Genomic DNA, 22794 nt, shown 5'->3' with positions numbered 1-22794 from the left:
ATCCGCCCTGGCATCCCTGATCGGAGTGGAACATCAGGCCGGGCGGCGGGCGTCGATGCTCGCGCGCCCTTTGCAAGGCCCGGATAACCAGAACCGTATCCGGCAACAGCGCGAACGCCCAGCCGACGATACGGCGCGAATACAGGTCCATCACGATCGCCAGATAGGACCAGCCCTGAAGCGTTCTCACGTACGTAATGTCGCCCGCCCACACCTGATTGATCGCCGGCGGCTGGAAGCGGCGCTCAAGCAGGTTGGGCGCCACCAGCGCTTCACCGTCAGCCCTGCGGTAACGGTGCGTTCGTCGTCGCGTCACGGCCAGTTGCGCCTCACGCATCAACGACCGCGCGCGGTAGCGTCCGATCGCATGGCCCTGGTGCTGTAACGCCTGAGCCATCCTGCGGCTGCCATAGCTGCCGCGGCTTTCGTTGTGAATTTCACGCACGGCCCTGAGCAGGGCCGGCGAAGCCGCAGCCCTGGCGGGCCGCCGCGCGGCAAAGGTGTAGTAGCTGCTTCGCGGCACCTTCAGCAACCGGCACATCACGCTGACTGGCCAGGCCTTCTTCAGCGAACGGATCACCTCGAGGAGCGATCCAGTTCCTTGACGAAGAAGGCCGTGGACTTTTTTAGTATCTCGCGCTCCCTTTCGAGCTCGGTCACGCGTGCCTCCAGCTCCCGGATACGTCGCTGGTCGGCCTTGAGCTGCACCTCGGTGCGCGGAGGCTCAGCCTGCTCGGCCCGCCATTGCGCCACCCACCGCCGCAACGCGGTATCGCCAATGCCCAGCGCCTCGCAGGCCCTGGCAAATGAATAGCCCTGCGCGACAACCAGCTGCACCGCCTCGGCCCTGAATTCGTCGGTTATGTTCCGTCTGCTCATTTCTCACCTCGGTTGGAGATTATCCCCTTTAGAGGTGTCCAGAGTCATTGGACCACTACAGTGCCGCCCCGCACAGCAATGCTCTCAACTTAAGCCCCGCTGCATCAAGCGAGTTTGTACGCGAGATGGAAGTGGGGCTTGGCTTTTCTGGGTGGTCTTGGATAGGAGCGTGAGGGCTGTATCCGGCATCGGGTCTGGTGGATCATTTCCAGCACACCGGCGAGGCCGTCCAGACAGCGCTGGATGCGCAGAAGACACGCGCCGAGGATGGGCTTGAGTGCGCCCAGTGCATACACCCGGTTAGGACGGCTGGCATGTCTGTCGTCGTGCGGCGCATCGAGATCGCTGAGCAGTGTGCACAGGTTGTCGGCGAGGATTTTTGCGCCGAAGTCCTGCTGTAACGCCAGGTAATCGAGGCCTGTGACGGCTTCCAGCCGCAGCCGGTGCTTGAGTCGTTTGAATGCTTCCTCGACCCGCCAGCGCTGGTGATAGAGCGCGCCGAACGATGCCGCCGGATAACGCCCGCCATCGAGCAGCGAGGTCATCAGCACACGCACGCGACCGCCCGGCGTGACGTCGCGGATCAGGCGCACAGTCGTGGGCGTACGCGCCAGTTCATAGGCGCGGGCATCCGGTTCGCTGGGCGCTTCCAGTGTCACCACATGCTCGGCTTTACCGCTGCGGGTAAAGGCGCTGACGCATTTCCAGTTACGCGCATCGACGCGCATGCAGAACGGGATTTCGCGCTGTGCGAGCGCCGCCACCATCGCGTTGCCGATATAGCCGCGATCGAGCAGCAGCAGGTCGGTATGCGGTTGCAGTACATCGAGGGCTTCGAACAGCATCTGCCGCTCGCCGCCGTCGGCGGGATGAAGTGCAGCGTGCAGGGTCAGTTCGGAACCCGGCAGGAACAGCGCAAACGCGTAGTGATCGGCGCGCAGTTCATGGCCGCGACGCGTGCCCACACGCAGGCGGCTACCGTCAGCGGCGACCAGCCTCAGGCCGTGCCAGCGCATCGAATCGATATGGGGTTGGGCCAGCGAGATCAGGCGGGCGCGGGCCAGTTCGAACAGTTCGGCAGACACTCCCCGTCGCGCCTTGCTGAAGGCCTGTGCGCTGACAGCGCGGGTGCGCCCGCCGCTGCTTCCCAGTGCGCCGAATAGCGCGTCAAGTTCGGCCTGCACACTGGCGCACATGCCGGACATCATCAGCGCGGCCATGCGCGGCAAGGTCAGTGTGCGATTGCGGGTAAAGGCAGTGGGAGAACGACGCACGCGATCGGCGAGCGCCGGATCGAGCAGGAAATCGGAGAACTCAGCCAGAAGCCGCGAGGACGCTGGTATTTGAGTTCATATCGTTGATTTATCAGTGAGTTATGCGATGAAGTTTACAGGGGCAATGCCTCGTTTACAAGCTCTTTGAGGCTTAAGTTGAGAGCATTGCCCCGCACAGGGGCAACGCTAATAGACCACTAAGACAACAAGGAAAGGCCAAAACAGCAACAGCACAACCAACCAGCCCCACACGCCCAAGCCCATCTACAAAACCCGAGCAATAATCGACAAAACAACAGACAAAACAAGCGTCGACATAAACGGAAACGGATACTCCCGCCCAAAGATCCGCAATGTGACATCACCGGGCATCCGCCCAATGCCGATTTTCCTGAGCCACGGCCAGCAGGCCGACAACACCGCGACGGCAATGAAGGTGGTCAACAACCAGCGGATCATCGCGAATCCCTAACGCAAAAAATCACAGGGTATGAATCACAGCGTATGCGAACGGTCGCCACTGGAAAAGGCCCGCAGCGTGTCATCCAGTCCGCGCGAAAACGCGATCACCTTGAACAGTTCGCCCATCTCGGCCTCGGATAACAGCTTCTGCACCGCATTCGCCGCAGGCAAAAACCTCGCCGTATCCGCAGGATCGATCTCCGATAACGCCTCGGTGATCCCCGCATTCAGCAAGAACCGCGCTTGCGACGTAAAGCCGAGCAGATCCGCGCCCGCGTCGATACCGGCTTCGGCGATGCCGGTAAATTCCACGTGCGCGGTCATGTCCTGCAAGCCCGGATAAACGAACGGATCGCCATGCGCGCGGTGCCGGTAATGACACATCAGCGTGCCCTGCGCGCGCTGTGCATGGTAGTACTCGTGACGCGGAAACCCATAGTCGATAAAGAAGGCCGCGCCACGCGCGAGCATCGTGCAAATGGTTCGCGTGAAGGCGCGGGCGGCGTCGTGCGTCTCGGTCACGTAATCGTCGCCGGCCGTTTCGATGTCCGACAGCAGCGCAATGTCCGCAGCCGCCGACACCGGACGATCATCGAACGCCAACGTCTGATCGCGCCACACCACGCCGCGCTCGGACCAGGCGCCGCCGCCAGATGCGAAGAGTCGCACGGGCATCGCATCCAGCACCTCGTTGCCGATCACCACGCCTTCGAATCGCTCCGGCAACGCATCGAGCCAGCGAACCTTCGCGGCCAGCGCCGGTGCGGCGGCCTCGATCGTCTCGCGTTGGCGCTCGCGCAATTCACCCGATAAATCCACGATCGAATAGCGCTCGAATGGCGTGCCCAGCGCGTCCAACGCGTTGAGCAAGCCGGCAGCCAGTTTGCCGGTGCCGGCGCCGAATTCCATCACCTCGCGCGTGCCGCTTGCCTGCAAGGCTTCGGCGAGCGGGCGCGCCAGCGTCGCGGCGAAGAGCGGCGACAGTTCGGGCGCGGTGACGAAGTCGCTGCCGTCGTCACCGCGCAGCCCGAATTTACGGGCGCCGCCGCTGTAATAGCCGAGCCCGGGCGCATACAGCGCGAGTTCCATATAGCGGTCGAACGGCAGCCAGCCGCCAGCGGCTTCGAGCTCCGCGCGGATTCGCGCGAGCAGCGCTTCCGACTGCGCCAGCGCGCTCGGGCCGGGAGCAGGTAAACTAACGGGTTGGTGAGCTTTCGGATTCATCCCCGCATTGTAAATGACCGCCCCTCTGGATACCGCCGCCCCCCGCGCGCCTGAAACGCCACGCGTCGTGCTGATTACCGGCGCGGCCCGCCGCATTGGCCGGGCGCTCGCGCTCGGCTTCGCAGCGCGTGGCTGGGACGTGGCGGTCCACTACGGCGCCTCGCAAAAGGACGCGCGGGAACTGGTCGCGGAAATCGTGGCGACGGGCCGTCGGGCGGTCGCCTTGCATGCGGAATTGGGCGACCAAGCGCAGGTCGAGCGGCTGTTGCCGGACTGTATCGCCGCGCTGGGCCGGCCGGCATGCATCGTCAACAACGCGTCGCGCTTCGAGGAAGACACGGCGCAGAACGTCGGTTACGAACTGCTGCTCAGGCTCACCGCAATGAATCTCGGCGCGCCGCTGGTGCTCGCGCGCATGCTGTTCGAGGCGACGCCGGAGGCTGCGCGCACCGACGAAAGCCAGCGCGGCGTGGTGATCAACGTGCTGGATCAGAAGCTGTACAACATGAATCCGGATTACCTGTCGTACACGCTCTCGAAGGCGGCGTTGCAGACAGCCACGGTGGCCCTGGCGCAGGCGTTGGCGCCGAAAGTGCGGGTGGTCGGGCTCGCGCCCGGCCTCACGATGCAAGCCGCCGATCAAACGCCGGAGGGTTTTGAAGCCGCCCACCGGGTCACACCCTTGGGCCGTGCGTCGCGGCCGGAGGATATCGTCGCCGCCGCGTTGTATCTCGCGGACGCAGCGGGCGTCACCGGAACGACGCTGGTGGTCGACGGCGGGCAGCATCTCGTGCCGCTGCCGCGCGACGTAATGTTTTTGACGGGCGCCTGAAGCGCGCGGCCCGCCTCGATCGTGGCGGCCGCCGCGCCGTGAAGCGCCCCCTTGCGTGCTCCGCACGCTTTTTTCGACTGGAACGAACATGTTTGCCGCTCTTTCGCATCCCCGGCTCGCCGATTGCCGCCGGCTCTTTCTGCGCAATTACGAAGTGCACATCAACATCGGCGTGCACGACTTCGAAAAGCGCGGCGAACAGCGCGTCGTGATCAACGTCGAACTGTTCGTGCCGCTCGCGCTGTCCACGCCGGTGCAGGACAAGCTGCACGAAGTCGTCGACTACGATTTCATGCGCTCCACCATCGCGCGGCGCGTCGAGCAAGGTCATATCCATCTGCAGGAAACGCTCTGCGACGATCTCGTCAAGACCATGCTCGAGCATCCGCAGGTGCGCGCGGCGTGCGTGTCGACCGAAAAGCCCGACGTTTATCCCGACTGCGACGCGGTGGGTGTCGAAGTCTTTCGCATCAAAGAGGATTGAGCCATGAATGCTCCGGAAATCCTGAACGGCGCCGCGTCCGCCGAAGCCACGCAAGCCACCGAGTCCACGCAAGCCGCCGCGCTCGGCGCAAAGGCGGCGAAGCCCAAGTCGCCGCTCACGCGCCGCGAGCAGAAAGAAGCGTACGAGAACAACAAGCTGTTCAAGCGTCTCGCGCGCCAGGTCGGCGAGGCGATCGGCGACTTCAACATGATCGAGGACGGCGACAAGGTGATGGTCTGCCTGTCCGGCGGCAAGGATAGCTACGCGATGCTGGAGATCCTGATGCGGCTGCGCGAGCGCGCACCGATCAACTTCGACATCGTCGCGGTGAACCTCGACCAGAAGCAGCCGGGCTTTCCGGAGCACGTGCTGCCGGAATACCTGAAGCAGCTCGACATTCCGTTTCACATCGAGAACCAGGATACGTACAGCATCGTCAAGCGGCTGGTGCCGGAGGGCAAGACCACCTGCTCGCTGTGTTCGCGCTTGCGCCGCGGCATCCTGTACCGCGTCGCGGGCGAACTCGGCGCGACCAAGATCGCGCTCGGCCATCATCGTGACGACATCCTGCAAACGCTGCTGCTGAACATGTTCTACGGCGGCAAGCTGAAGGGCATGCCGCCCAAGCTGCAATCGGACGACGGCAAGAACATCGTGATCCGGCCGCTGGCCTACGTGAAGGAAACCGATCTGGAGAAGTACGCGGAGCTACGCGAGTTCCCGATCATTCCGTGCAATCTGTGCGGCAGCCAGCCGAACCTGAAGCGCGCGGAAATGAAGGCGCTGATCCGCGATTGGGAAAAGCGCTTTCCAGGCCGCATCGAGAACATGTTCAACGCGTTGTCGAACATCGTGCCGTCGCATCTGATGGATCACAAGCTGTTCCCGTTCGCCGGGCTGCGCGCAACCGGCGAGGCCGATCCGCAAGGCGACATCGCTTTCGACGAAGAGCCGTGCTCGACCGATACCGGCGAGGGCCCGGCACTCGGCGCATCGAAATCGATCTCGATCGTCCAGTTTGACGATCTTTAACGGAAACACCCGCGCGCCGGGCGTTTGCGCGCAGTCGAGCATGTCGTAAGGCCGCGTTGGCGGCCTTTGTCGTCAAGGGCTGCGTGATAGAATCGTCGGCTCCAAACTCGTCTATTCGCCGACGCCATGAACATCGTGATTTTGGCGGCAGGCACCGGCAAGCGCATGCGGTCCGCGCTTCCCAAGGTGCTCCATCCCCTGGCCGGCCGGCCGCTCCTCGCTCATGTCATCGACACCGCCCGCGCGTTGAAGCCCACGCGTCTCGTCGTGGTGATCGGCCACGGCGCCGAAGCCGTGCGCGAAGCGGTCGCGGCGCCGGACGTCCAGTTCGCCGTACAGGAGCAGCAACTCGGCACAGGCCACGCGGTGCAGCAGGCGTTGCCGCTGCTCGATGCGTCCGCGCCCACGCTGGTGTTATACGGCGACGTGCCGCTCACGCGCGCCAGCACCTTGCAGGCGCTCACCGAGCGCGCGGGGCAGGGCGGCTATGGCGTGCTTACTGTCACGCTCGAAGACCCCAGCGGCTACGGCCGCATCGTGCGCGATCAGCACGGCAAGGTGTCGCGCATCGTCGAGCAGAAAGACGCCACGCCCGAACAACTGAAGATCGCCGAGATCAACACCGGCATCATCGTCGCACCCACCGAACGGCTCGGTGATTGGCTCGCGGCGTTGAAGAACGACAATGCGCAAGGCGAGTTCTATCTCACCGACGCGGTCGAGATGGCGATCGAAGCCGGGCTGGAAATCGTCACCACGCAGCCGGACCAGGAGTGGGAAACGCTCGGCGTGAACAGCAAGCAGCAGCTTGCCGAACTCGAACGGATTCATCAGCACAACGTGGCCGATGCGTTGCTGGTTGCGGGCGTGACGCTCGCCGATCCGGCGCGCCTCGACGTGCGCGGCACGCTCGAATGCGGCCGCGACGTTTCGATCGACGTGAACTGCGTGTTCGAAGGCCGCGTGACGCTGGCCGACAACGTCACCATCGGGCCCAACTGCGTGATCCGCAATGCGAACATCGGCGCGGGTACGCGCGTCGATGCGTTCACGCATATCGAAGGCGCCGAAGTCGGCGCGAACGTCGTACTGGGACCGTATGCTCGCCTGCGTCCGGGCGCATCGTTGCACGACGAGTCGCACGTCGGTAATTTCGTCGAGGTGAAGAACGCGGTGCTCGGTCACGGCTCGAAGGCGAATCACCTCACCTATATCGGCGACGCGGACATCGGCGCGCGCGTGAATATCGGCGCGGGCACCATCACGTGCAACTACGACGGCGCGAACAAATTCCGCACCATCATTGAAGACGACGTGTTCGTCGGTTCCGACACGCAACTGGTCGCCCCGGTGCGCATCAAGCGCGGCGTGACGATCGCGGCGGGCACCACGGTCTGGAAAGATGCCGAGGCAGACACGCTGGTGCTGAACGACAAGACGCAAACGAGCAAGACGGGCTACGTACGCCCGACCAAAAAGAAGAGCTGATGGGCACGACGCGCGCGCGAGGCGCGCTCCCTGAAACACGGCACTGAAAAGGAATAAGCCATGTGTGGCATTGTCGGCGCGGTTGCGCAACGTAACATCGTTTCGGTCCTGATCGAAGGACTGCGTCGCCTCGAATATCGCGGCTACGATTCCTGCGGCGTCGCCGTGCTCGGCGGCGAGGGGCCGCGCCGCGCGCGCAGCGTCGCGCGCGTGGCCGATCTCGATGACCAGGTGCGCGAAACCCGTCTCGAAGGCATCACGGGTATCGCGCATACGCGCTGGGCCACGCACGGCGCGCCGGTCACGGACAACGCGCATCCGATCTTCTCGAAAGACGCACTCGCGTTGGTACACAACGGCATCATCGAGAACTACGAGTCGCTGCGCGAAACGTTGCGCGGCAAGGGTTACGCGTTCGTCTCGCAGACCGACACCGAGGTTATCGCACATCTGGTTCACAGCCTGTATCGCGGCGACCTGTTCGCCGCGGTGCGCGAAGCCGTCACGCAATTGCACGGCGCGTATGCAATCGCGGTGCTGCATAAGGACCAGCCGCATACGGTGGTCGGCGCGCGGCAAGGCTCGCCGCTGGTGGTGGGCCTCGGCAACGGCGAAAACTTTCTGGCGTCCGACGCGCTGGCGCTTGCCGGCAGCACTGAACGCTTCATCTTCCTCGAGGAAGGCGACGTTTGCGAACTGTCGCTCGACGGCGTGCGTATCGCCGATCGCGACGGCCATGAAGCGCAGCGCGAGGTGCGTCAGGTGGCGGCATATGGCGGCGCGGTCGAACTCGGCCCGTATCGTCACTTCATGCAGAAGGAAATTTTCGAGCAGCCGCGAGCGATCACCGACACGATTCCGCAGACGGATTCATTCGATACGGCGCTGTTCGGCGAGGGCGCCGACAAGGTGTTCGCCGAGATCGACAGCCTGCTGATCCTCGCGTGCGGCACGAGTTATTACTCGGGGCTGACGGCGAAGTACTGGCTGGAATCGGTCGCAAAGATCCCGACACAGGTGGAAATCGCCAGCGAGTATCGCTACCGCGAGTCGGTGCCGAATCCGAAATCGCTGGTGGTGGTGATCTCGCAGTCGGGCGAAACGGCGGATACGCTGGCGGCGCTCAAGCATGCGCAGTCGCTGGGACATAAGCACACGCTGGCCGTCTGCAATGTCGGCACGAGCGCAATGGTGCGGCAAACCGCGTTGTCGTTCCTGACGCACGCGGGGCGCGAAATCGGTGTGGCGTCGACGAAGGCATTCACGACGCAACTGGTCGCGCTGTTCGTGCTGGCCGTGACGCTCGCCAAGCTGCGCGGGCAGGTGAGCCGGGAGCAGGAAGCGGAATACCTGAAGCAGTTGCGCCACTTGCCGGCGGCGTTGAACAGCGTGCTGGCGCTCGAGCCGCAGATCATCGCGTGGTCGGAAGAGTTTTCGCGCAAGGAGCATGCGCTGTTCCTCGGGCGCGGCTTGCACTATCCGATCGCGCTCGAAGGTGCGTTGAAGCTCAAGGAGATCTCCTATATTCACGCCGAGGCTTATCCGGCTGGCGAGTTGAAGCACGGGCCGCTCGCGCTCGTCACTGAAGCGATGCCGGTGGTGACGGTCGCGCCGAACGACGCGCTGCTGGAAAAACTGAAGTCGAATATTCAGGAAGTGCGCGCGCGCGGCGGTCAGCTTTTTGTATTCGCCGATGCGGATACGAAGATCGTCAACGATGAGGGGCTGCACGTGATCCGCATGCCGGAGCACTATGGCCTGCTGTCGCCGATTCTGCACGTGGTGCCGCTGCAGTTGCTGGCGTATCACACGGCGTGCGCGCGAGGCACGGACGTGGATAAGCCGCGGAACCTGGCGAAGTCGGTTACGGTTGAGTGAGGCGGGCGGTCGTGGCGGAGGCCACGACTCGCCCCGGCCAACCGGGCGTCCGGACGCGCCGCATGCTCGCCATCGCGGGCACGCTGCTTGCGGCACAAAAGAGCACCATTTTTCAAGGAGGTGAATGATGGGCTCTATCAATCCGCGAAGCGCCACTCGAGGCGGAGCTGACATTGTCGGTGGCGGAATAGGCGAAGGGCCGGGGCCGGACATCATGGCCGCGTCGACGCTCGACGGCAACAAGGTGATGTCTTCGGATGGCGAAGACGTGGGAAAAATTTCAGACATCATGCTTGACGTTCGCAGCGGACGTATCGCCTACGCTGTGCTGTCGGAGGGAGGTTTCCTCGGCATGGGTTCGACCCTGCACGCGATCCCGTGGAACGCGCTGACTCTGGATACGGATCAGAAGTGCTTCTACGTCGACATAGCAGCGCAGCGGCTCAAGGACGATCCAGGCTTCGACAAGGATCACTGGCCTGCCATGGCGGATGCGAAGTGGGGCATGTCGACCCACAGCTACTACAACCGCGAGCCGTACTGGTCAGCCACCCACGAAGTGGTGGAGAGCGACCCGGCTATCAGGCCTAGCGAGCACTAAAAAAGCACCAAGGTGTAAAGCTGTTTTGGGCTGACTGTCAGTTTGTCGCCCGGCCTCTATGCCACCGCGTTGAACCGCGGCGGCATAGAGGGATTGCATATGTACGCGGCAACTGAAGCAAATTTCCGGTCTACAGTTCGGGGCGCGCCAGATCGCTGATCACGATGTGTTCGCCACACACCTGCGCCGCCGCGACCGCCTCCAGCTTGGTTGCATACGGCCCGAGTTCCGGTGCCCCGTCGAACGGAAACAGCACGCGGCCATCGGTGGTTCGAACCACTTTCAATACGCCGAAGAAACGCCGGTAGCCGGCCAGTTTCGACGTCGCCAATACTTCGAAATCGTCTTCCGACGCTGCGGGGACGCTGGGAATGAATGCCATCTTGCTCATCACTGAAACGGCTCTGGTTCGTCAAAAGGGCGGCATGTGTGCGAACGGCCAAGGCTACACCCCGGTTATCGCGGGAATACCTTCGCCGACGGGCACCATTGTCTCAAATCCCGGCGACAGCCGACTGACCGTGTGGCATGGAGCGAATCCAAACCGGTCGGCCCGCGCCTCAGTTACGCTTGACCGCCGCCTCATGCTCGGCCGCCAGCGCCGCATCCCGCTCGCTCACCTTCACGAAGCTCGGCCGTGAGCAAATGCGACCGGCGTACTCGACTAGCACCGGCGTTTCAGGGACGAGCTTGAACATCGTCCCCCAATGCAACGCGATGCCCCACAGGATATCCGCCGCCGACATCGTGTCTCCGAGCAGGTAGCGCGACGTTTGCAACCGGCTCGTCACGGTCCCGAGCATCGAATCGAAATCGCCATAAGGCGACGTGGAGGGCGGCGCTGGGTCGCGCTTCATCGCTTTGTCGACCAGCGCCGGTTCGTAGCACGCCGCGTAATACACGAGCCACCGCAGATACGGCCCGCGCGACGGATCGTCGAGCGCGGGCGCGAGGCCCGCTTCGGGAAAGAGATCAGCCAGATAGATGAAGATGGCGACCTGCTCGGTCACCAACGCATCGCCGTGGAGAATCGCCGGCACCTTGCCGAGCGGATTGATCGCGAGAAAAGGCGCCTTGCGCTGTTCGCCGGCCTTCATGTTCAACACGTTCAATTGATACTGTGCCCCGAGTTCCTCGAGCAGCGTCAGCGCGCTGACGGAGCGGCATTGCGGCGAATGGAACAGCGTGATCGTGCGGTCTGGGGTCATGGTGTCAGCCTTCCGAATGAGTGCGCGTTGGAAAACCGGCAAGCAGGCTTCGCCGGGCGCACCTATCGTAAGCGTCCATACCTGTCAGCGAGTGTCAGGTATGGCTACACTTGCCGACATGAGAGCCAGCCGCCTTCTTTCGATTTTGATGACATTGCAGGCGCGTGGCCGGGTCACCGCCCAGTCGCTCGCCGACGAATGCGCTGTGTCGTTGCGCACCATCTATCGCGACATCGACGCCCTCAGCGCCGCCGGCGTCCCCGTGCATAGCGAGCGTGGCGCGGAAGGCGGCTACCGGCTACTGGACGGCTACAGGACGCGGCTTAACGGCTTGTCGCCGCAGGAAGCGGAGGCGTTGTTTCTCTCCGGCTTGCCCGGCCCGGTGCAGGCGCTCGGGCTCGGCGCGGTGATGGCCGGCGCGCAAACCAAGCTGCTCGCGGCGCTGCCCGTCGAATTGCGCTGCACCGCCGAGCGCATGCGCTCGCGTTTTCATCTCGACGCGCCGGCGTGGTTCGCCGACGCCGATCAGCCCGCGCATCTGCCGTTGATCGCGCGCGCGGTGTGGGAGCAGCATCCGCTGCGGATTCGCTATCAGAGCTGGAAAGCCGAAAAAGTCCGGCGGATAGAACCGCTCGGCGTCGTGCTGAAAGGCGGGGCGTGGTACGTGGTCGGGCGCGTGGATGCGGATATTCGCATCTATCGCATTTCGCGCATTCTCGAATTGACCCTGATCGACGAAACCTTCGAGCGGCCGCCCGCGTTCGAACTCGCCGAGTACTGGCGGGACAGCACGCAGCGGCTCTCCGCGGAGATGCATGCGAGCGAAGCAACGCTGCGGCTGTCTCCGTGGGGCATGCGGATGCTGGAAGCCTTCACTTCGCCGTTCGCGCGCTCGGCCGCGACAATCGGCGAGCCCGATCCCACCGACGGCTGGCGCACCGTGACGCTGCCGGTCGGCTCGGTGAGGCAGGCGTGCGCGGAATTACTGCGCTTCGGCGCCGAAGCCGAGGTGCTGGCGCCGCCCGAATTGCGCGCGCATATGTGCGAAACGGTGGCAGCGCTGAACCGTCGCTACGCGAAGTAAAGCCGTGGGGTTCATCGGTCGCGGCTGCGATCATCGACTATTATTCCTACGATGAAACTTGTCTGTTCGGTGCCTATTTTTCGGGCAGGGCTATAATGCGCGCTTTCTTTTTCTCCCGTCTTCCGTTATGAGCCGGTTCCTTTGCCTGATCATGCTTTCGTTCGGTCTGATCCAAACCGCCGTCGCCGACGACAACACCGATCGCATGTCCGCGTATCTCACGCAAAAATTCGGTCTCGCAACGGAGAAGGCGCAAAAGATCTCCGACGCGGTGCAATCCGCCGCTTCCAAATACTCTTTGCCGCCGGCGCTTTTGCTGGCGATCATTTCCATCGAGTCCCGCTTCAAGGAAAAAGCCAGGGGCGCCAACGGCGCAACCGGGCTGATGCAAGTGGTGCCGGGCGCTCATCGGGGGCTGCTGAGGAACGTCAAGGACCTCACCGAGCCGACCACGAACATCGAAGTGGGCTCGGCAATCCTGTACGGCTACATGCGCTCCGCCAACGGCGACATGGACGCGGCGCTCAAAAGCTACGGCGGGTCGAAGGCGTATGCGCAAAAGGTGAGCTTGCGGGTTCAGGACTTTGCCGCGCTCGCGCCTGAACCGGGCACCGCCCGGCGTGCAGACGCGCGAGCCGCCAGATGCGACGCTGCACCGGCCGACCGTTGTGCGGCACCGGACAACTGGGCCAACGCCTTTACCGTGCCGGCCGTCGATAGCAGTGGAATTGCCGGCTCGGCGAAACCGTCGACTGGATCGTCCGCCGCGTCGAACTGAGCGACGCTCTTCCCTCTTTTTTGCGTTGCCGTGGCTTGGGCTGCGGTAATCGGCCGTCACGCCAAATAAGGCGCGAAGCGCGCTGCGCGCTTTTTACGCACGGCCGGCAACCCGCTCTACAATGCATTCCCACTGTGTTTTCGCAGCGCCCCCTTCAGATCGACCATGTTGACCTCGTTTTCCAAAGCCACCTTCGCCTCGCTGCTTGGCTTGCTGATCCTTGCCGCTTGCAGCAGCACCCCGCAGCCCAAATTCCAGCAGGAATTGTTTGAGACGGGCGCGAGTCCGTACGCACGCAATTTCAACTCGAACACGACCGATACCTGCGAAGCCGCGCGCCGCGCCCTGTTGAGTCAGGGCTACCTGACGACGATGACGCGCACCGATACCGTCGACGGCACCAAGAACTTCCAGCCGAGCGGCGATACCCACGTCGTAGTCGAATTTCATGTGGTTTGCACGCCGGGGGAAGAGGCGAGCGATACCAGCATCGTCTATGTGAATGCCGTGCAGAACGGCTTTGCGCTGAAGAAGAGCGATACGTCGGCGAGCGTCGGACTGAGTGTGCTGGGTTCGCTCTCACTGCCGATCCGCTCGAACAGCGACGCGATGGTGAAGATTTCAAGCGAGACGATTCCGTCGGGCAAGTTTTATGACCGCTTTTTCGGCCTCGTCGATCACTATCTGCAAACCGTGGTGCGCACGCAGGCGGTGCCGACCAACCGTATCGAAAGCCGTTTGTTGCCGGTTCCTGTCGAAGCGCCGGCTCTCGCGCCGGTTGCCGCGATGCCTGACGCAACAATCGGCAAGGCTGCTTCCGTGGAACCTGCGAGCGGAACGCGCGTGGTGCCTTGAGGCGACTTCGTCCACTGGGTTGCGCTGACCGAGCAGCCTTCAAACTACGCACGCCCACGTGACTTATCCTTTTTGTTTATCCCGTGTGTATACGTATGTAGTAATAGTTAACAAGGGCGAAAGCCTTCTGTGGACAACTGTCAAATCCTCCATCGCATCAACATCATCCGAAATACATAACCCTGCGGACTGCGCCGGTAGAAAAACTACAAGAGCGGGATAACTATGTCCGCGCTAGCTCGCCGATCCGTTTTATCCAGATTCCGCGCACACACTATCCCGGCGCTGTCCCGAAGTTATTCATAGGCAAATGTGGATAACTTGCATTTTGACCTCATATTTATTCCAGGCGGCGGCGTAGCTTTTTACACGCGAGCGCTCGCGAGCGCACAGACGGCGACGAGGCGGCCGCGCACATTGAACCTGGTCGGTATGAAGATTGCGTGTCTGTTTATGCAAGCGCAACCGTTGCTATTTAGTCAAAACCATTTCAGCGACGCCCGATTCAGGCATAGAGTTAAAGTGTTTTATGAGGTTCTTGGTGCAGTGCGGGGGGGTGTCATGAAACGCAGAACAGCACGACAACTGGTTCGTCTTCTCTCGGATATCCGGCATGCCGCGCATTGCAGTACGCTGCGCGCGGCTGCCACCAATCGGACGATGGCCCTTGCCGCCGCCGAACGCGACGCGGATGCGGCCAACGACGCGGCAAGCGACGAAACCGCCGAAACCGCGCGTGACGTCCGCGAGGACAAGCCGGCCCGGAGCGGATCATGAGAGCCACGAGCGAACAATCGCTGCGTTTTCTGGTTGAGAAATGGCTCGCGCCGGAGCCCTCGGCGCCCGTTCATGTCACCGAATTCAGCCGCACGCGGTTGGGCGGCCGGCGTTATGTGCGCGTCGAAACCTCCGTCGAGGGCGGCTCGCGCGGGTTGTTCTTCTTTCGTCACGACGACGGTTGCTGGTGTGTATTTCCGCCAACCGCGGACACGCCAAGATTTTTCGCGCATCCGCGCGCTGCGTAGCTTGCGGCTTTCTTCGGAAAGCGATTGGCGGCGGCCACGCGAGAGCGACACCGCCGCCGCGACCGCCTGACCGGCGGCCCCTGCACGGCTATCCCTTCACACACACCACCTGCCGCAGCGTGTGCACCACTTCGACGAGGCTGCGCTGCGCGGCCATCACAGCGTCGATGTCCTTGTAGGCCATCGGGATTTCGTCGATCACGCCCGCGTCCTTACGGCATTCGACGTGCGCGGTCGCCTTGATCTGATCGTCGACGGAAAAGCGCCGCTTGGCTTCCGTGCGGCTCATCGAGCGCCCCGCGCCGTGGCTGCACGAGCAGAAGCTTTCGGCGTTGCCGAGGCCGCGCACGATAAAACTTTTCGCGCCCATCGAACCCGGAATGATGCCGAGCTGACCCTTCTGCGCCGACACCGCCCCTTTACGCGTGACCAGAATCTCCGACCCGAAGTGACGCTCCTTCTGCACGTAGTTGTGGTGGCAGTTCACCGCGTGCTCATCGAGCGAAAACGGCTTGGCGATCACCGACCGCGCCGCGCGGACCACCGCGTCCATCATCAGTTCGCGATTGCGCCGCGCATAGTCCTGAGCCCAGCCCACCGCTTCCACGTAATCGTCGAAGTGCGCGCTGCCTTCCTCGAAGTAGGCAAGATTGCGGTCCGGCAGGTTGGCGATGTGCTGCCGCATGTCCGCCTGCGCCAGTTCGATGAACAGGTTGCCGATCGCGTTGCCGACGCCGCGCGAGCCGCTGTGCAGCATAAACCACACCGAGTTTGCTTCGTCGACGCACACTTCCACGAAGTGATTGCCGGTGCCGAGCGTACCGAGATGCACATAGTTGTTGGTCCGCGCGAGTTTCGGATATTTGTCGACGATGCGCTTGAAGCCTTCGGCGAGCGCTTTCCATGCAACGTCGACCGGCTGCGGCGGCCGATCCCACGCGCCTGGATCGCGCCGGCCCGGCGCACGGCCGTGCGGCACCGCGCGTTCGATCGCGCTGCGCAGACCCGCGAGCGAGTCCGGCAGATCGGCGGCGTTGAGCGTGGTGCGCGCGGCCATCATGCCGCAGCCGATATCCACGCCGACCGCAGCCGGAATGATCGCGCCGAGCGTCGGAATCACGCTGCCGATCGTGGAGCCTTTGCCGGCGTGCACGTCGGGCATGACGGCCAAGTGCCTGAAAATGAACGGCAGTTTCGCGGCGTGGGCGAGTTGGTCGCGCGCGAAGTCGTCGACGGCGACGCCTTCGGTCCACATTTTCACCGGCTTGCCGTCCGCTACTTCCATCAGTTGGTAATCCATTTTGCTTCTCTCTCCAATCGATGCGGCCGCGCTTTCCGCGCGGCCGTCCAGCTATGACGCTTGCGCGCCCTCGGGCGACTGGCGGCGCCCTCACGAAGCTTGACCACGCTACAGACGAAGCATGAAGCGGGCGCGGAGCTTCGCGCCGACGTGCGCGTCACCGCATGGTCCAAGCGAACGCGGATCGAAACGCGCGCACCACATCGAGCGACTCGCGCGATAATCGCGCAGCGGCCATGCAACCTCCGATACTACCGACCACCGAGCCGGCCCGACTTTTAGGCACATGCAATGGACGAGAAAGACTGGATCGCCGGCGCCGCGAAGGCGTTGGCGATCATCGAAGCATTCGACGAAGAACATGCGCGCATGACGCCGACCGCCGTGGCCGCTCGCGCGGGTCTGTCGCGCACGGCGGCGCGCCGCTATCTGCTGACCTTGCACGAACTCCGTTACGTCGACACCGACGGCAAGCTGTTCTGGCTCGCGCCGCGTGTCTTGCGGCTCGGCCAGTCGTATCTGGATTCGGCGCGCTTGCCGCGCACGGTGCAGCCGTTTCTTCAGCGCATCACCGCGACGGTTCAGGAAACCGCGCTGGTCGCGATCCTCGATGAACACGATGTGGTCTACGTCGCGCGCAACGGCGTGAACCGGGCGATGGCGGTCGGCTTCGTGCTGGGCTCGCGGGCGCCTGCGCCGTTGTCGTCGGCGGGCCTGGTGCTGCTGGCGTTTCAGGCGCCCGAGAGCATCGAGCAGTGGCTCGCGTCCTATCCCATCAAGGTGTTCACGCCGCACACCTATTCGACCATCGAGCGCTTGCGCGAAGTGCTCGGCGAAATCCGCCGCAATGGCTTCGTGGTCACCGATCAGCAACTGGAGTTGGGCGTGCGTGGTGTCGCGGTGCCTTTGCGTGACCGGCATGGTGCGGTGGTGGCGGCCATTAGCGTCAGCATGCCGATCGGCGACGAGTCGGCGAAAGCCGCGCTGCATCGTGTCCTACCGACCTTGCAGGAAACCGCCAGTCTGCTGCGCAACCTGGTTTGACTGCGGCCAGGTAATTTTCTTGAGATAGGGGCTTAATGAGTGAAAGCATCCCGAAAGCAAGCTGTCTCGCGGAAAATACATATCGGGTATTGCGCATGACAAACCGCCTACAACTGGGTAATACTCTCCCGCGGGGAGCGGCGGGGGTTTTAACCGCAGCCGCTTCACCGTGCAGCTAATTCATTCACATCGACTCAGTCGTCCAGGTTTGGGGAACAACACATGAAAAAAGTTATCGTCTCGCTCGCAGCAGCATCGATCGCACTGGTTTCCGTTCAAGCTTTCGCACAGGCATCGGACGCAGCTGCACCGGCCGCTGCAGCTAGCGCGCCGAAGAAGCACCACGTGAAGAAGCTGAAGTCGCATGGCAAGCGCGCTCCGGTTGCGGCCGCAGCGTCGGCAGCCGGCACGAACGACAAGGGCACGCAGAACTAAGCTGACGCCCGGCGCGCCGCGCAAAGCGCGGTTGCCGGGTGGTTCGGATTAAGGCATCGCCAGTAAAAAGGCCAGAGCGCGTACTCTGGCCTTTTTGCATGACAGCGGTGTTTTTTGCGGGTTTTCCGCAGATCGGTGCTTGCGCGACGCATTCGACGGCGCCTTGTCACGGCTCGAAAAGCGCGAGCCCGGCGCCCACGCTAGCTAAGCGTGGCCTGTCACCGCTCAGCCCGCGAGGCCGCGCTTGATGACTTCGTTCAGCAACCCGGTCATGCCTTCGGGATGGGTGGCCGCCCGCTCTTTCAGCTCAGCGACCAACTCGCCGTTCAGCTTGCACGCGAATGCAACCAGGCCCTGTGCCTGGTCGAGCTTGCGCTGCTCGCGACGATCGAGCTTCGGCTCGGCGGCAGCGGCCTTGCCGAAGCGATCGGCGGTCGACAACTTCATTGCGTTGTTCAGCTTGAGTGCCTTGTTCTTTTCAAGGTCGGTTTTTTTCATCGCCATACGGAAGGCCTCTGCCAGATAAGTAATCCCGCATTGTACGCACCGCGCGAGGCGTCGCGCGCGCGGCGCCGATTACGCGTCTGGACGGTGCGCAAGACGCAGCCAGCAACCTCACGCGGACGCGTTCCGCGCGCCCGCCACGCTATCCATCAACGCGCGCATTCGTTGCCAGTGCGTGCCTTCCCAGAACACGCGCCGGCACACGTCGCAGGTGACGAACTGGCTGTGCCGTTCCAGCACGCCGTCGGGGGCGCGCGCGCCGACTTCTTCCCTGGCGATGCGCCGCAGCGGCGCGTTGCACATCAGGCACAGACGGAACGGCTGCGCGCTGCCCGCCAGATCGAGCCGCTCGAACACCTCGCGCAACTGCTCGCGAGGCCTCAGTGTACGAACGTAGCAGCCGTGCGTGATGCTGCGGCGTTTCAGTAGTTCGCGGTCGCGCGTCAACACGATGCGCTGTTGCGCGACGGCGAGGGTTTCGATGTCGGCGTCGGCGTAATGGTTGTCGAACAGCGTATCGAAGCCGGCAAGCCGCAACAGCGGTGCGAGACCGCCGAGATGCGCGTCGGCGATGAAGCGCATCACTCGCAGCGGCCGTTCGCGCACGCGCAGGAGCGGCTGGATGTCGAGCGCTTCGAACTTCGGATAGACGGCGACGCGATCGCCGTCCGACAGCGGATGATCGAAACCGACCGACTCGCCGTTCACGAGAATCAACTCGACCTCGGTATGCGGCACGCCTAGCGCCTCGATCATGTGCTTCGCGCTTGCGCCGCGCGCGCAGGCGTAGCTAAACGCGCGCCGGCGCAGCGGCCGGGCGAGAAAATCGTTCAGCTCCTCATAGAAGCGGAATGTCGCGGTCACCATCGCAGCAGTATCGCACCGTGTTTCGCTGCGCGCTCTCCTGCACGTGTTGCATGGGTGTGCTTTACTTCCAGTTCTTTAGAAGATGGAGCGACAGATGGACATCGGTTTTATCGGCCTGGGCGAGATGGGCGCCGCGATGGTTGCCAACATGTTGAAAGCCGGGCACCAGGTGCGCGTGTGGAACCGCTCGCCGGAACGCGCGCAGCCGCTCGCCGACGCCGGCGCGAGGATCGTCGCGACGCCGGCTGAAGCGTTCGCGGGCGACGCCGTATTCTCGATGCTCGCCGACGATGCCGCGTTGCGCGAAGTCGTGACCGCGACGCTGCTCGAACATGCGCCACGCGGCCTGATCCACGTGAACATGGCGACGATTTCGGTGGCGCTGGCCGAGGAACTCGCGACCGCGCACGCGTCGCGCGGCGTCCACTACGTCGCCGCGCCGGTGTTGGGGCGGCCGGATGTCGCGGCGGCGGGCAAGCTGACGATCGTCGCCGGCGGCCCGGCCGAAGCGATCGACCAGGTTCAGCCCATCTTCGACGTGATCGGTCAGAAAACATGGCGCATCGGTTCGCTGCCGCAGCAGGCGAACGTCATGAAGCTCGCCGCTAATTTCATGATCGGCGCGGCCGTCGAGACACTCGGCGAAGCGGGCGCGCTCGTGACCGGCCACGGCCTTGCGATGCAGGATTTCCTCGACATCATCACGAGCGGCCTGTTTACCGGACCGGTCTATTCGGGCTACGGCAAGATGATCGCGGAGCAGCGCTATGAGCCGGCGCTCTTCAAGGCGCGCCTCGGGCTGAAGGACCTGCGTCTCGCGCTCGCCGCGGCCGATGCCGTGACGACGCCGCTCCCGATCGCAAGCGTGGTGCGCGACAGTCTGCTCGAAGCGGTCGCTCACGGCGACGGCGAGAAAGACTTCGCCGTGCTTGGGCAGGTCGCAGCGCGGCGGGCCGGGCGCTAGGCATCCGTCGCGCGGTCATTGCGCCTTGCGAGCCTCGCGCGACGTGTTGCATTTTAGCAACGTTGAGGGTCAACCCTTATTTGAATGTTGCGCCGCACCAAACGATTTGCTATAGTTTGCCTTGTCTCCTCCATGTCTCCTCTGATATGGATTCAGCCCGCCAACTTAGGCGGGCTTTTTTTTGCCCCGATTTTCCAGCTCCCTATAAATGAAAAAGCCGGCTGGCCTTTGCACAAGACCGCCGGCTTTGCCACACACCCGCGCTGAACTCAGAACCTGTACGAGACGGCCAGGAACGAAATGATCGGATCGGCCTTCAGGTCCGCCCGGGAGACGCCCAGTTCAGTACCGTCCGCCGCCTTGATGATGACCGACGACGTCGTCTTGAGCGGAATGTACGTGACCGATGCCACCAAGCCCCAATGCTCCGTGATGTTGTACGCGAGGCCCGCATTGAACACCGGCGCCCATGACGACGACGCCTTCGCTGACACCTGGGTCTTGCCGGGCTTGCCCGCACCGGCGGCGAGCACGGCGCCGAGATTGTTCTGCGTCGACTGCACGAAGTTCTGGCTCAACTGGATATCGGAAAACCAGTTGTACGACACGCCGATGCCGACGAACGGCCGAAACTTCGCCGTCGGCGCATTGAAGTAGTACTGGAACAGCAGCGCCGGACTCCACTGCCGCACGCTTTTCACGATCGGATTGGCTTGCGGGTCGCCCAGATCCTGCTGGCCGAGCGCGCCCGCCGGTCCGGGCGGCCTGATGGTGCCGTGGCCGTAGATCTTGAACACCGGCGGCACGCCTGCCACGGTCGTCACCGCGATGTGATCGGTGAGGTAATGGCTGAACACGAGGCCGACGGTGTTCGCGTTATTGGTCGACAAACTCGTGCCGGCCGACGTGAACGAATTTGGCAGGCGCAACGGCGTATTGATCGGCGTCGGCGCGACGTTGGTGGTGAGCGGTGTGCTCGAGTCCTGCGGCATCACGTGGAACCAGCCAAGCGCGGCGACGTTGTCGCCCGCACGCTGAGCGTGCGCGCCCGCAGACAAGCAGGCGGCCAAGATCGTGAGATAGATTTTTTTCATGCTGCTCCTCCTGGGACGCTCGTCGCAGTGATCGCGCGGCGAGCGGCGGCGGTTGTCTACCCGCCGGCGCGCTGAACGCCGGGCGAGCGCGGGCTGCCGCGTTGCAACGCTACGCGTCGGCCGCGGCGCGAACGCCTGATTGCCAATGGGCGGCGCGTGATGCGTCGGTTACTGGACGAACGCGCCGATCGTGAAGTACGGCGAGGCCGCGTTGGTCATATCGAGGTAGCCGAACACTCCGCCCGTGAAGATCATCTTTCCGGTCGGCGTGGCGCCCGTGGATGCGCCCACGTGCGTCGTCGTCACCAGACCGGGGACGGCTTGCGTGAAGTCCAGATCGAGCGCGGTGGCGAGCGATGCCTGCGATGCGTTGAACGGATCCAGCAACGTGGCCTGCTTGCCCTCGAGCGCGGTGGTGCGATAGTCGAACTGGCTATCCACGCCGACGTACTCGCCGTTCGGGGCGTTCACCGCGACCGCGCTTTGCGGCGCCAGGATCGAGATGCCCGATTCGTCGTCCGCGTAGGGTCCGAGTTCGCCGTTCTGCGGCACCGTGACCGACGAGTTCGCCGCGCCGGTTCGCACGAGGATCGGCACCAACTGGTTGCGCAATTTGCCGACGATCATGTAGCCGCGCGCTTTCGGCGTGCTGGCGAGCGTCGGCTTCGCCTGTCCGAGAAAGTTGTTGGTCTGGAACGCGCCGCTGCCGTCGGCGGCCTGCGCGAAGTTCGTGCCGGGCTGCTGACATTTGCCGGCGTTGATGCCGGTGTTGTCGCACTCGGTCCACGTGCCGTCCGCATTGATCGTGATCCTGGAGTCGACCGCGACCGGCGCGAAGTTCTGCGACGGAACCTGGTGATAGCCGAGCTGGTTGTAGGTGCCGGCCACGTTCGCGAGACTCGTTTCAATCGACGAGAAGCCGATGAACGGGTAGTACGGGAACGTGGTGTCGGGCACGGCGCCCACGCCGAGAATCCCGCCGAACGAAATCTCGGCGCCCGGAATCGTGCCGCCCGCCACGCCTTCGCCGACGAAAATCCGCGCCGGACGAGCCGGATCGAGACTCGCGCCGTTCAGCCGGAACGCGCATTGGTTGAGCTTGTTCGTCGGCAGCAGGGTTTCCTGGGTGAGCGTCCCGCTGGCGGTCAGGCCGGCGCGGGTCGGCACGACCGTGCCGGTGGTCGCGGGGACCGGCGATTCGATGTAGCTGACCTGCCAGGTCATCTTGCTGGTGTCGAGTTGCAGCTTGACCAGTTCGCCGTCACCGCCACCGCCTGTAAACACGGTGCCGTAGTCGAGCGATGCGGGGCATAAGCGCACTTCGGTCACTGGGCCATCGCCGCCGCCGCCACCGCCGCACGCTGCCAGCAACGGTGCAGCAAGAGCGAGCACCGAAAGGATTCTCCATGTCATACCGCCTCCTGAATTTTCTCGTTGTGTGTGGCCGGCTCCCTGTCCAGCCACCTTTGCTTTAGTGATGTC

At 63.6% G+C, this 22794-nt stretch carries 24 protein-coding genes and 1 pseudogene; 14 read left to right on the top strand and 11 right to left on the bottom strand.

All coding sequences use genetic code 11. The features are described from left to right. Nucleotides 1–7: 7 nt before the first annotated feature. From CUJ90_RS17115 to CUJ90_RS17095, 4 genes and pseudogenes are all read right to left on the bottom strand, one after another. Nucleotides 8–879, bottom strand: a pseudogene (locus CUJ90_RS17115) (IS3 family transposase); the annotation flags it as partial. Between the two features lie 104 nt (nt 880–983). Next, nucleotides 984–2153, bottom strand: coding sequence for an IS4 family transposase (locus CUJ90_RS17105; protein WP_244143167.1), 1170 nt, complete (start codon nt 2151–2153; stop codon nt 984–986). A 264-nt stretch (nt 2154–2417) separates the two neighbouring features. Next, on the bottom strand, nt 2418–2573 hold the full coding sequence (locus CUJ90_RS17100) for a DUF2905 domain-containing protein (RefSeq protein WP_227470913.1): 156 nt from the start codon (nt 2571–2573) through the stop codon (nt 2418–2420). 75 nt (nt 2574–2648) lie between these two features. Beyond that, nucleotides 2649–3839, bottom strand: coding sequence for a class I SAM-dependent methyltransferase (locus CUJ90_RS17095; protein WP_114163262.1), 1191 nt, complete (start codon nt 3837–3839; stop codon nt 2649–2651). 13 nt (nt 3840–3852) lie between these two features. On the opposite strand from CUJ90_RS17095, the gene CUJ90_RS17090 reads away from it, so the two are divergent. The 6 genes from CUJ90_RS17090 (at nt 3853) to CUJ90_RS17065 (ending at nt 10154) form a co-directional block, all read left to right on the top strand. Beyond that, nucleotides 3853–4671 carry an SDR family oxidoreductase gene (locus CUJ90_RS17090; protein WP_114163261.1) on the top strand — a complete coding sequence of 273 codons (819 nt, stop codon included), beginning with the start codon at nt 3853–3855 and terminating at the stop codon, nt 4669–4671. 88 nt (nt 4672–4759) lie between these two features. Then, on the top strand, nt 4760–5155 hold the full coding sequence (locus tag CUJ90_RS17085; protein WP_073432945.1) for a dihydroneopterin aldolase: 396 nt from the start codon (nt 4760–4762) through the stop codon (nt 5153–5155). Between the two features lie 3 nt (nt 5156–5158). Next, nucleotides 5159–6187, top strand: coding sequence for a tRNA 2-thiocytidine(32) synthetase TtcA (gene ttcA, locus CUJ90_RS17080; RefSeq protein ID WP_114163260.1), 1029 nt, complete (start codon nt 5159–5161; stop codon nt 6185–6187). Between the two features lie 126 nt (nt 6188–6313). Next, on the top strand, nt 6314–7675 hold the full coding sequence (gene glmU / locus CUJ90_RS17075) for a bifunctional UDP-N-acetylglucosamine diphosphorylase/glucosamine-1-phosphate N-acetyltransferase GlmU (RefSeq protein ID WP_114163259.1): 1362 nt from the start codon (nt 6314–6316) through the stop codon (nt 7673–7675). Between the two features lie 60 nt (nt 7676–7735). Beyond that, nucleotides 7736–9553, top strand: coding sequence for a glutamine--fructose-6-phosphate transaminase (isomerizing) (gene glmS / locus CUJ90_RS17070; protein ID WP_114163258.1), 1818 nt, complete (start codon nt 7736–7738; stop codon nt 9551–9553). Nucleotides 9554–9680: 127 nt separating this feature from the next. Then, on the top strand, nt 9681–10154 hold the full coding sequence (locus CUJ90_RS17065; protein WP_073432204.1) for a PRC-barrel domain-containing protein: 474 nt from the start codon (nt 9681–9683) through the stop codon (nt 10152–10154). 130 nt (nt 10155–10284) lie between these two features. Here the strand turns inward: CUJ90_RS17065 and CUJ90_RS17060 are convergent, their stop codons facing one another. Both CUJ90_RS17060 and CUJ90_RS17055 read right to left on the bottom strand, forming a co-directional pair. Further along, complete coding sequence (locus tag CUJ90_RS17060) at nt 10285–10545, bottom strand: DUF6723 family protein (protein ID WP_114163257.1); 261 nt, start codon at nt 10543–10545, stop codon at nt 10285–10287. Nucleotides 10546–10714: 169 nt separating this feature from the next. Then, nucleotides 10715–11362 (bottom strand): glutathione S-transferase family protein, encoded by a 648-nt coding sequence (locus tag CUJ90_RS17055; RefSeq protein ID WP_114163256.1) that lies wholly within the window; start codon nt 11360–11362, stop codon nt 10715–10717. Nucleotides 11363–11462: 100 nt separating this feature from the next. On the opposite strand from CUJ90_RS17055, the gene CUJ90_RS17050 reads away from it, so the two are divergent. The 5 genes from CUJ90_RS17050 (at nt 11463) to CUJ90_RS17030 (ending at nt 15104) form a co-directional block, all read left to right on the top strand. Beyond that, nucleotides 11463–12446, top strand: a complete 984-nt coding sequence (locus tag CUJ90_RS17050; RefSeq protein WP_244219934.1) for a helix-turn-helix transcriptional regulator — start codon at nt 11463–11465, stop codon at nt 12444–12446. Between the two features lie 127 nt (nt 12447–12573). Next, the gene (locus CUJ90_RS17045) at nt 12574–13224 is read left to right on the top strand and encodes a lytic transglycosylase domain-containing protein (RefSeq protein WP_073432172.1); all 651 of its coding nucleotides are present in this window, start codon (nt 12574–12576) and stop codon (nt 13222–13224) included. 165 nt (nt 13225–13389) lie between these two features. Continuing rightward, on the top strand, nt 13390–14079 hold the full coding sequence (locus CUJ90_RS17040) for a DUF2242 domain-containing protein (protein WP_114163254.1): 690 nt from the start codon (nt 13390–13392) through the stop codon (nt 14077–14079). A gap of 321 nt (nt 14080–14400) precedes the next feature. Next, nucleotides 14401–14856: a hypothetical protein gene (locus CUJ90_RS33250; protein WP_244219933.1), complete on the top strand. Its 456-nt coding sequence runs from the start codon at nt 14401–14403 to the stop codon at nt 14854–14856. Continuing rightward, complete coding sequence (locus tag CUJ90_RS17030) at nt 14853–15104, top strand: hypothetical protein (protein WP_114163253.1); 252 nt, start codon at nt 14853–14855, stop codon at nt 15102–15104. Before CUJ90_RS33250 ends, CUJ90_RS17030 begins: the two co-directional genes overlap by 4 nt. A gap of 88 nt (nt 15105–15192) precedes the next feature. Here the strand turns inward: CUJ90_RS17030 and CUJ90_RS17025 are convergent, their stop codons facing one another. Continuing rightward, a complete protein-coding gene (locus CUJ90_RS17025; RefSeq protein ID WP_114163252.1) occupies nt 15193–16404 on the bottom strand; it encodes an RtcB family protein in 1212 nt (403 codons plus the stop codon). 291 nt (nt 16405–16695) lie between these two features. On the opposite strand from CUJ90_RS17025, the gene CUJ90_RS17020 reads away from it, so the two are divergent. Continuing rightward, nucleotides 16696–17448, top strand: a complete 753-nt coding sequence (locus CUJ90_RS17020) for an IclR family transcriptional regulator domain-containing protein (RefSeq protein WP_114163251.1) — start codon at nt 16696–16698, stop codon at nt 17446–17448. Nucleotides 17449–17670: 222 nt separating this feature from the next. Then, on the top strand, nt 17671–17883 hold the full coding sequence (locus CUJ90_RS17015) for a hypothetical protein (RefSeq protein WP_006052583.1): 213 nt from the start codon (nt 17671–17673) through the stop codon (nt 17881–17883). Nucleotides 17884–18108: 225 nt separating this feature from the next. Here CUJ90_RS17015 and CUJ90_RS17010 read toward each other — a convergent pair whose 3' ends face one another. Both CUJ90_RS17010 and CUJ90_RS17005 read right to left on the bottom strand, forming a co-directional pair. After that, a complete protein-coding gene (locus CUJ90_RS17010) occupies nt 18109–18387 on the bottom strand; it encodes a hypothetical protein (RefSeq protein WP_073432177.1) in 279 nt (92 codons plus the stop codon). A gap of 111 nt (nt 18388–18498) precedes the next feature. Next, nucleotides 18499–19254 (bottom strand): Mut7-C RNAse domain-containing protein, encoded by a 756-nt coding sequence (locus CUJ90_RS17005; RefSeq protein WP_073432178.1) that lies wholly within the window; start codon nt 19252–19254, stop codon nt 18499–18501. 94 nt (nt 19255–19348) lie between these two features. On the opposite strand from CUJ90_RS17005, the gene CUJ90_RS17000 reads away from it, so the two are divergent. After that, on the top strand, nt 19349–20218 hold the full coding sequence (locus tag CUJ90_RS17000; protein ID WP_114163250.1) for an NAD(P)-dependent oxidoreductase: 870 nt from the start codon (nt 19349–19351) through the stop codon (nt 20216–20218). A 269-nt stretch (nt 20219–20487) separates the two neighbouring features. Here CUJ90_RS17000 and CUJ90_RS16995 read toward each other — a convergent pair whose 3' ends face one another. Beyond that, entirely contained in the window at nt 20488–21312 is an 825-nt protein-coding gene (locus CUJ90_RS16995; protein WP_114163249.1) for an OmpW/AlkL family protein, read from the bottom strand. 168 nt (nt 21313–21480) lie between these two features. After that, nucleotides 21481–22725, bottom strand: coding sequence for a DUF2957 domain-containing protein (locus CUJ90_RS16990; RefSeq protein ID WP_114163248.1), 1245 nt, complete (start codon nt 22723–22725; stop codon nt 21481–21483). Nucleotides 22726–22794 lie beyond the last annotated feature (69 nt).

Source organism: Paraburkholderia terricola (genome assembly GCF_003330825.1).
Classification (GTDB): Bacteria; Pseudomonadota; Gammaproteobacteria; order Burkholderiales; family Burkholderiaceae; genus Paraburkholderia; species Paraburkholderia terricola.
Note: the sequence above shows the minus strand (reverse complement) of the source record. Positions and strands in the feature narration are given on the sequence as shown.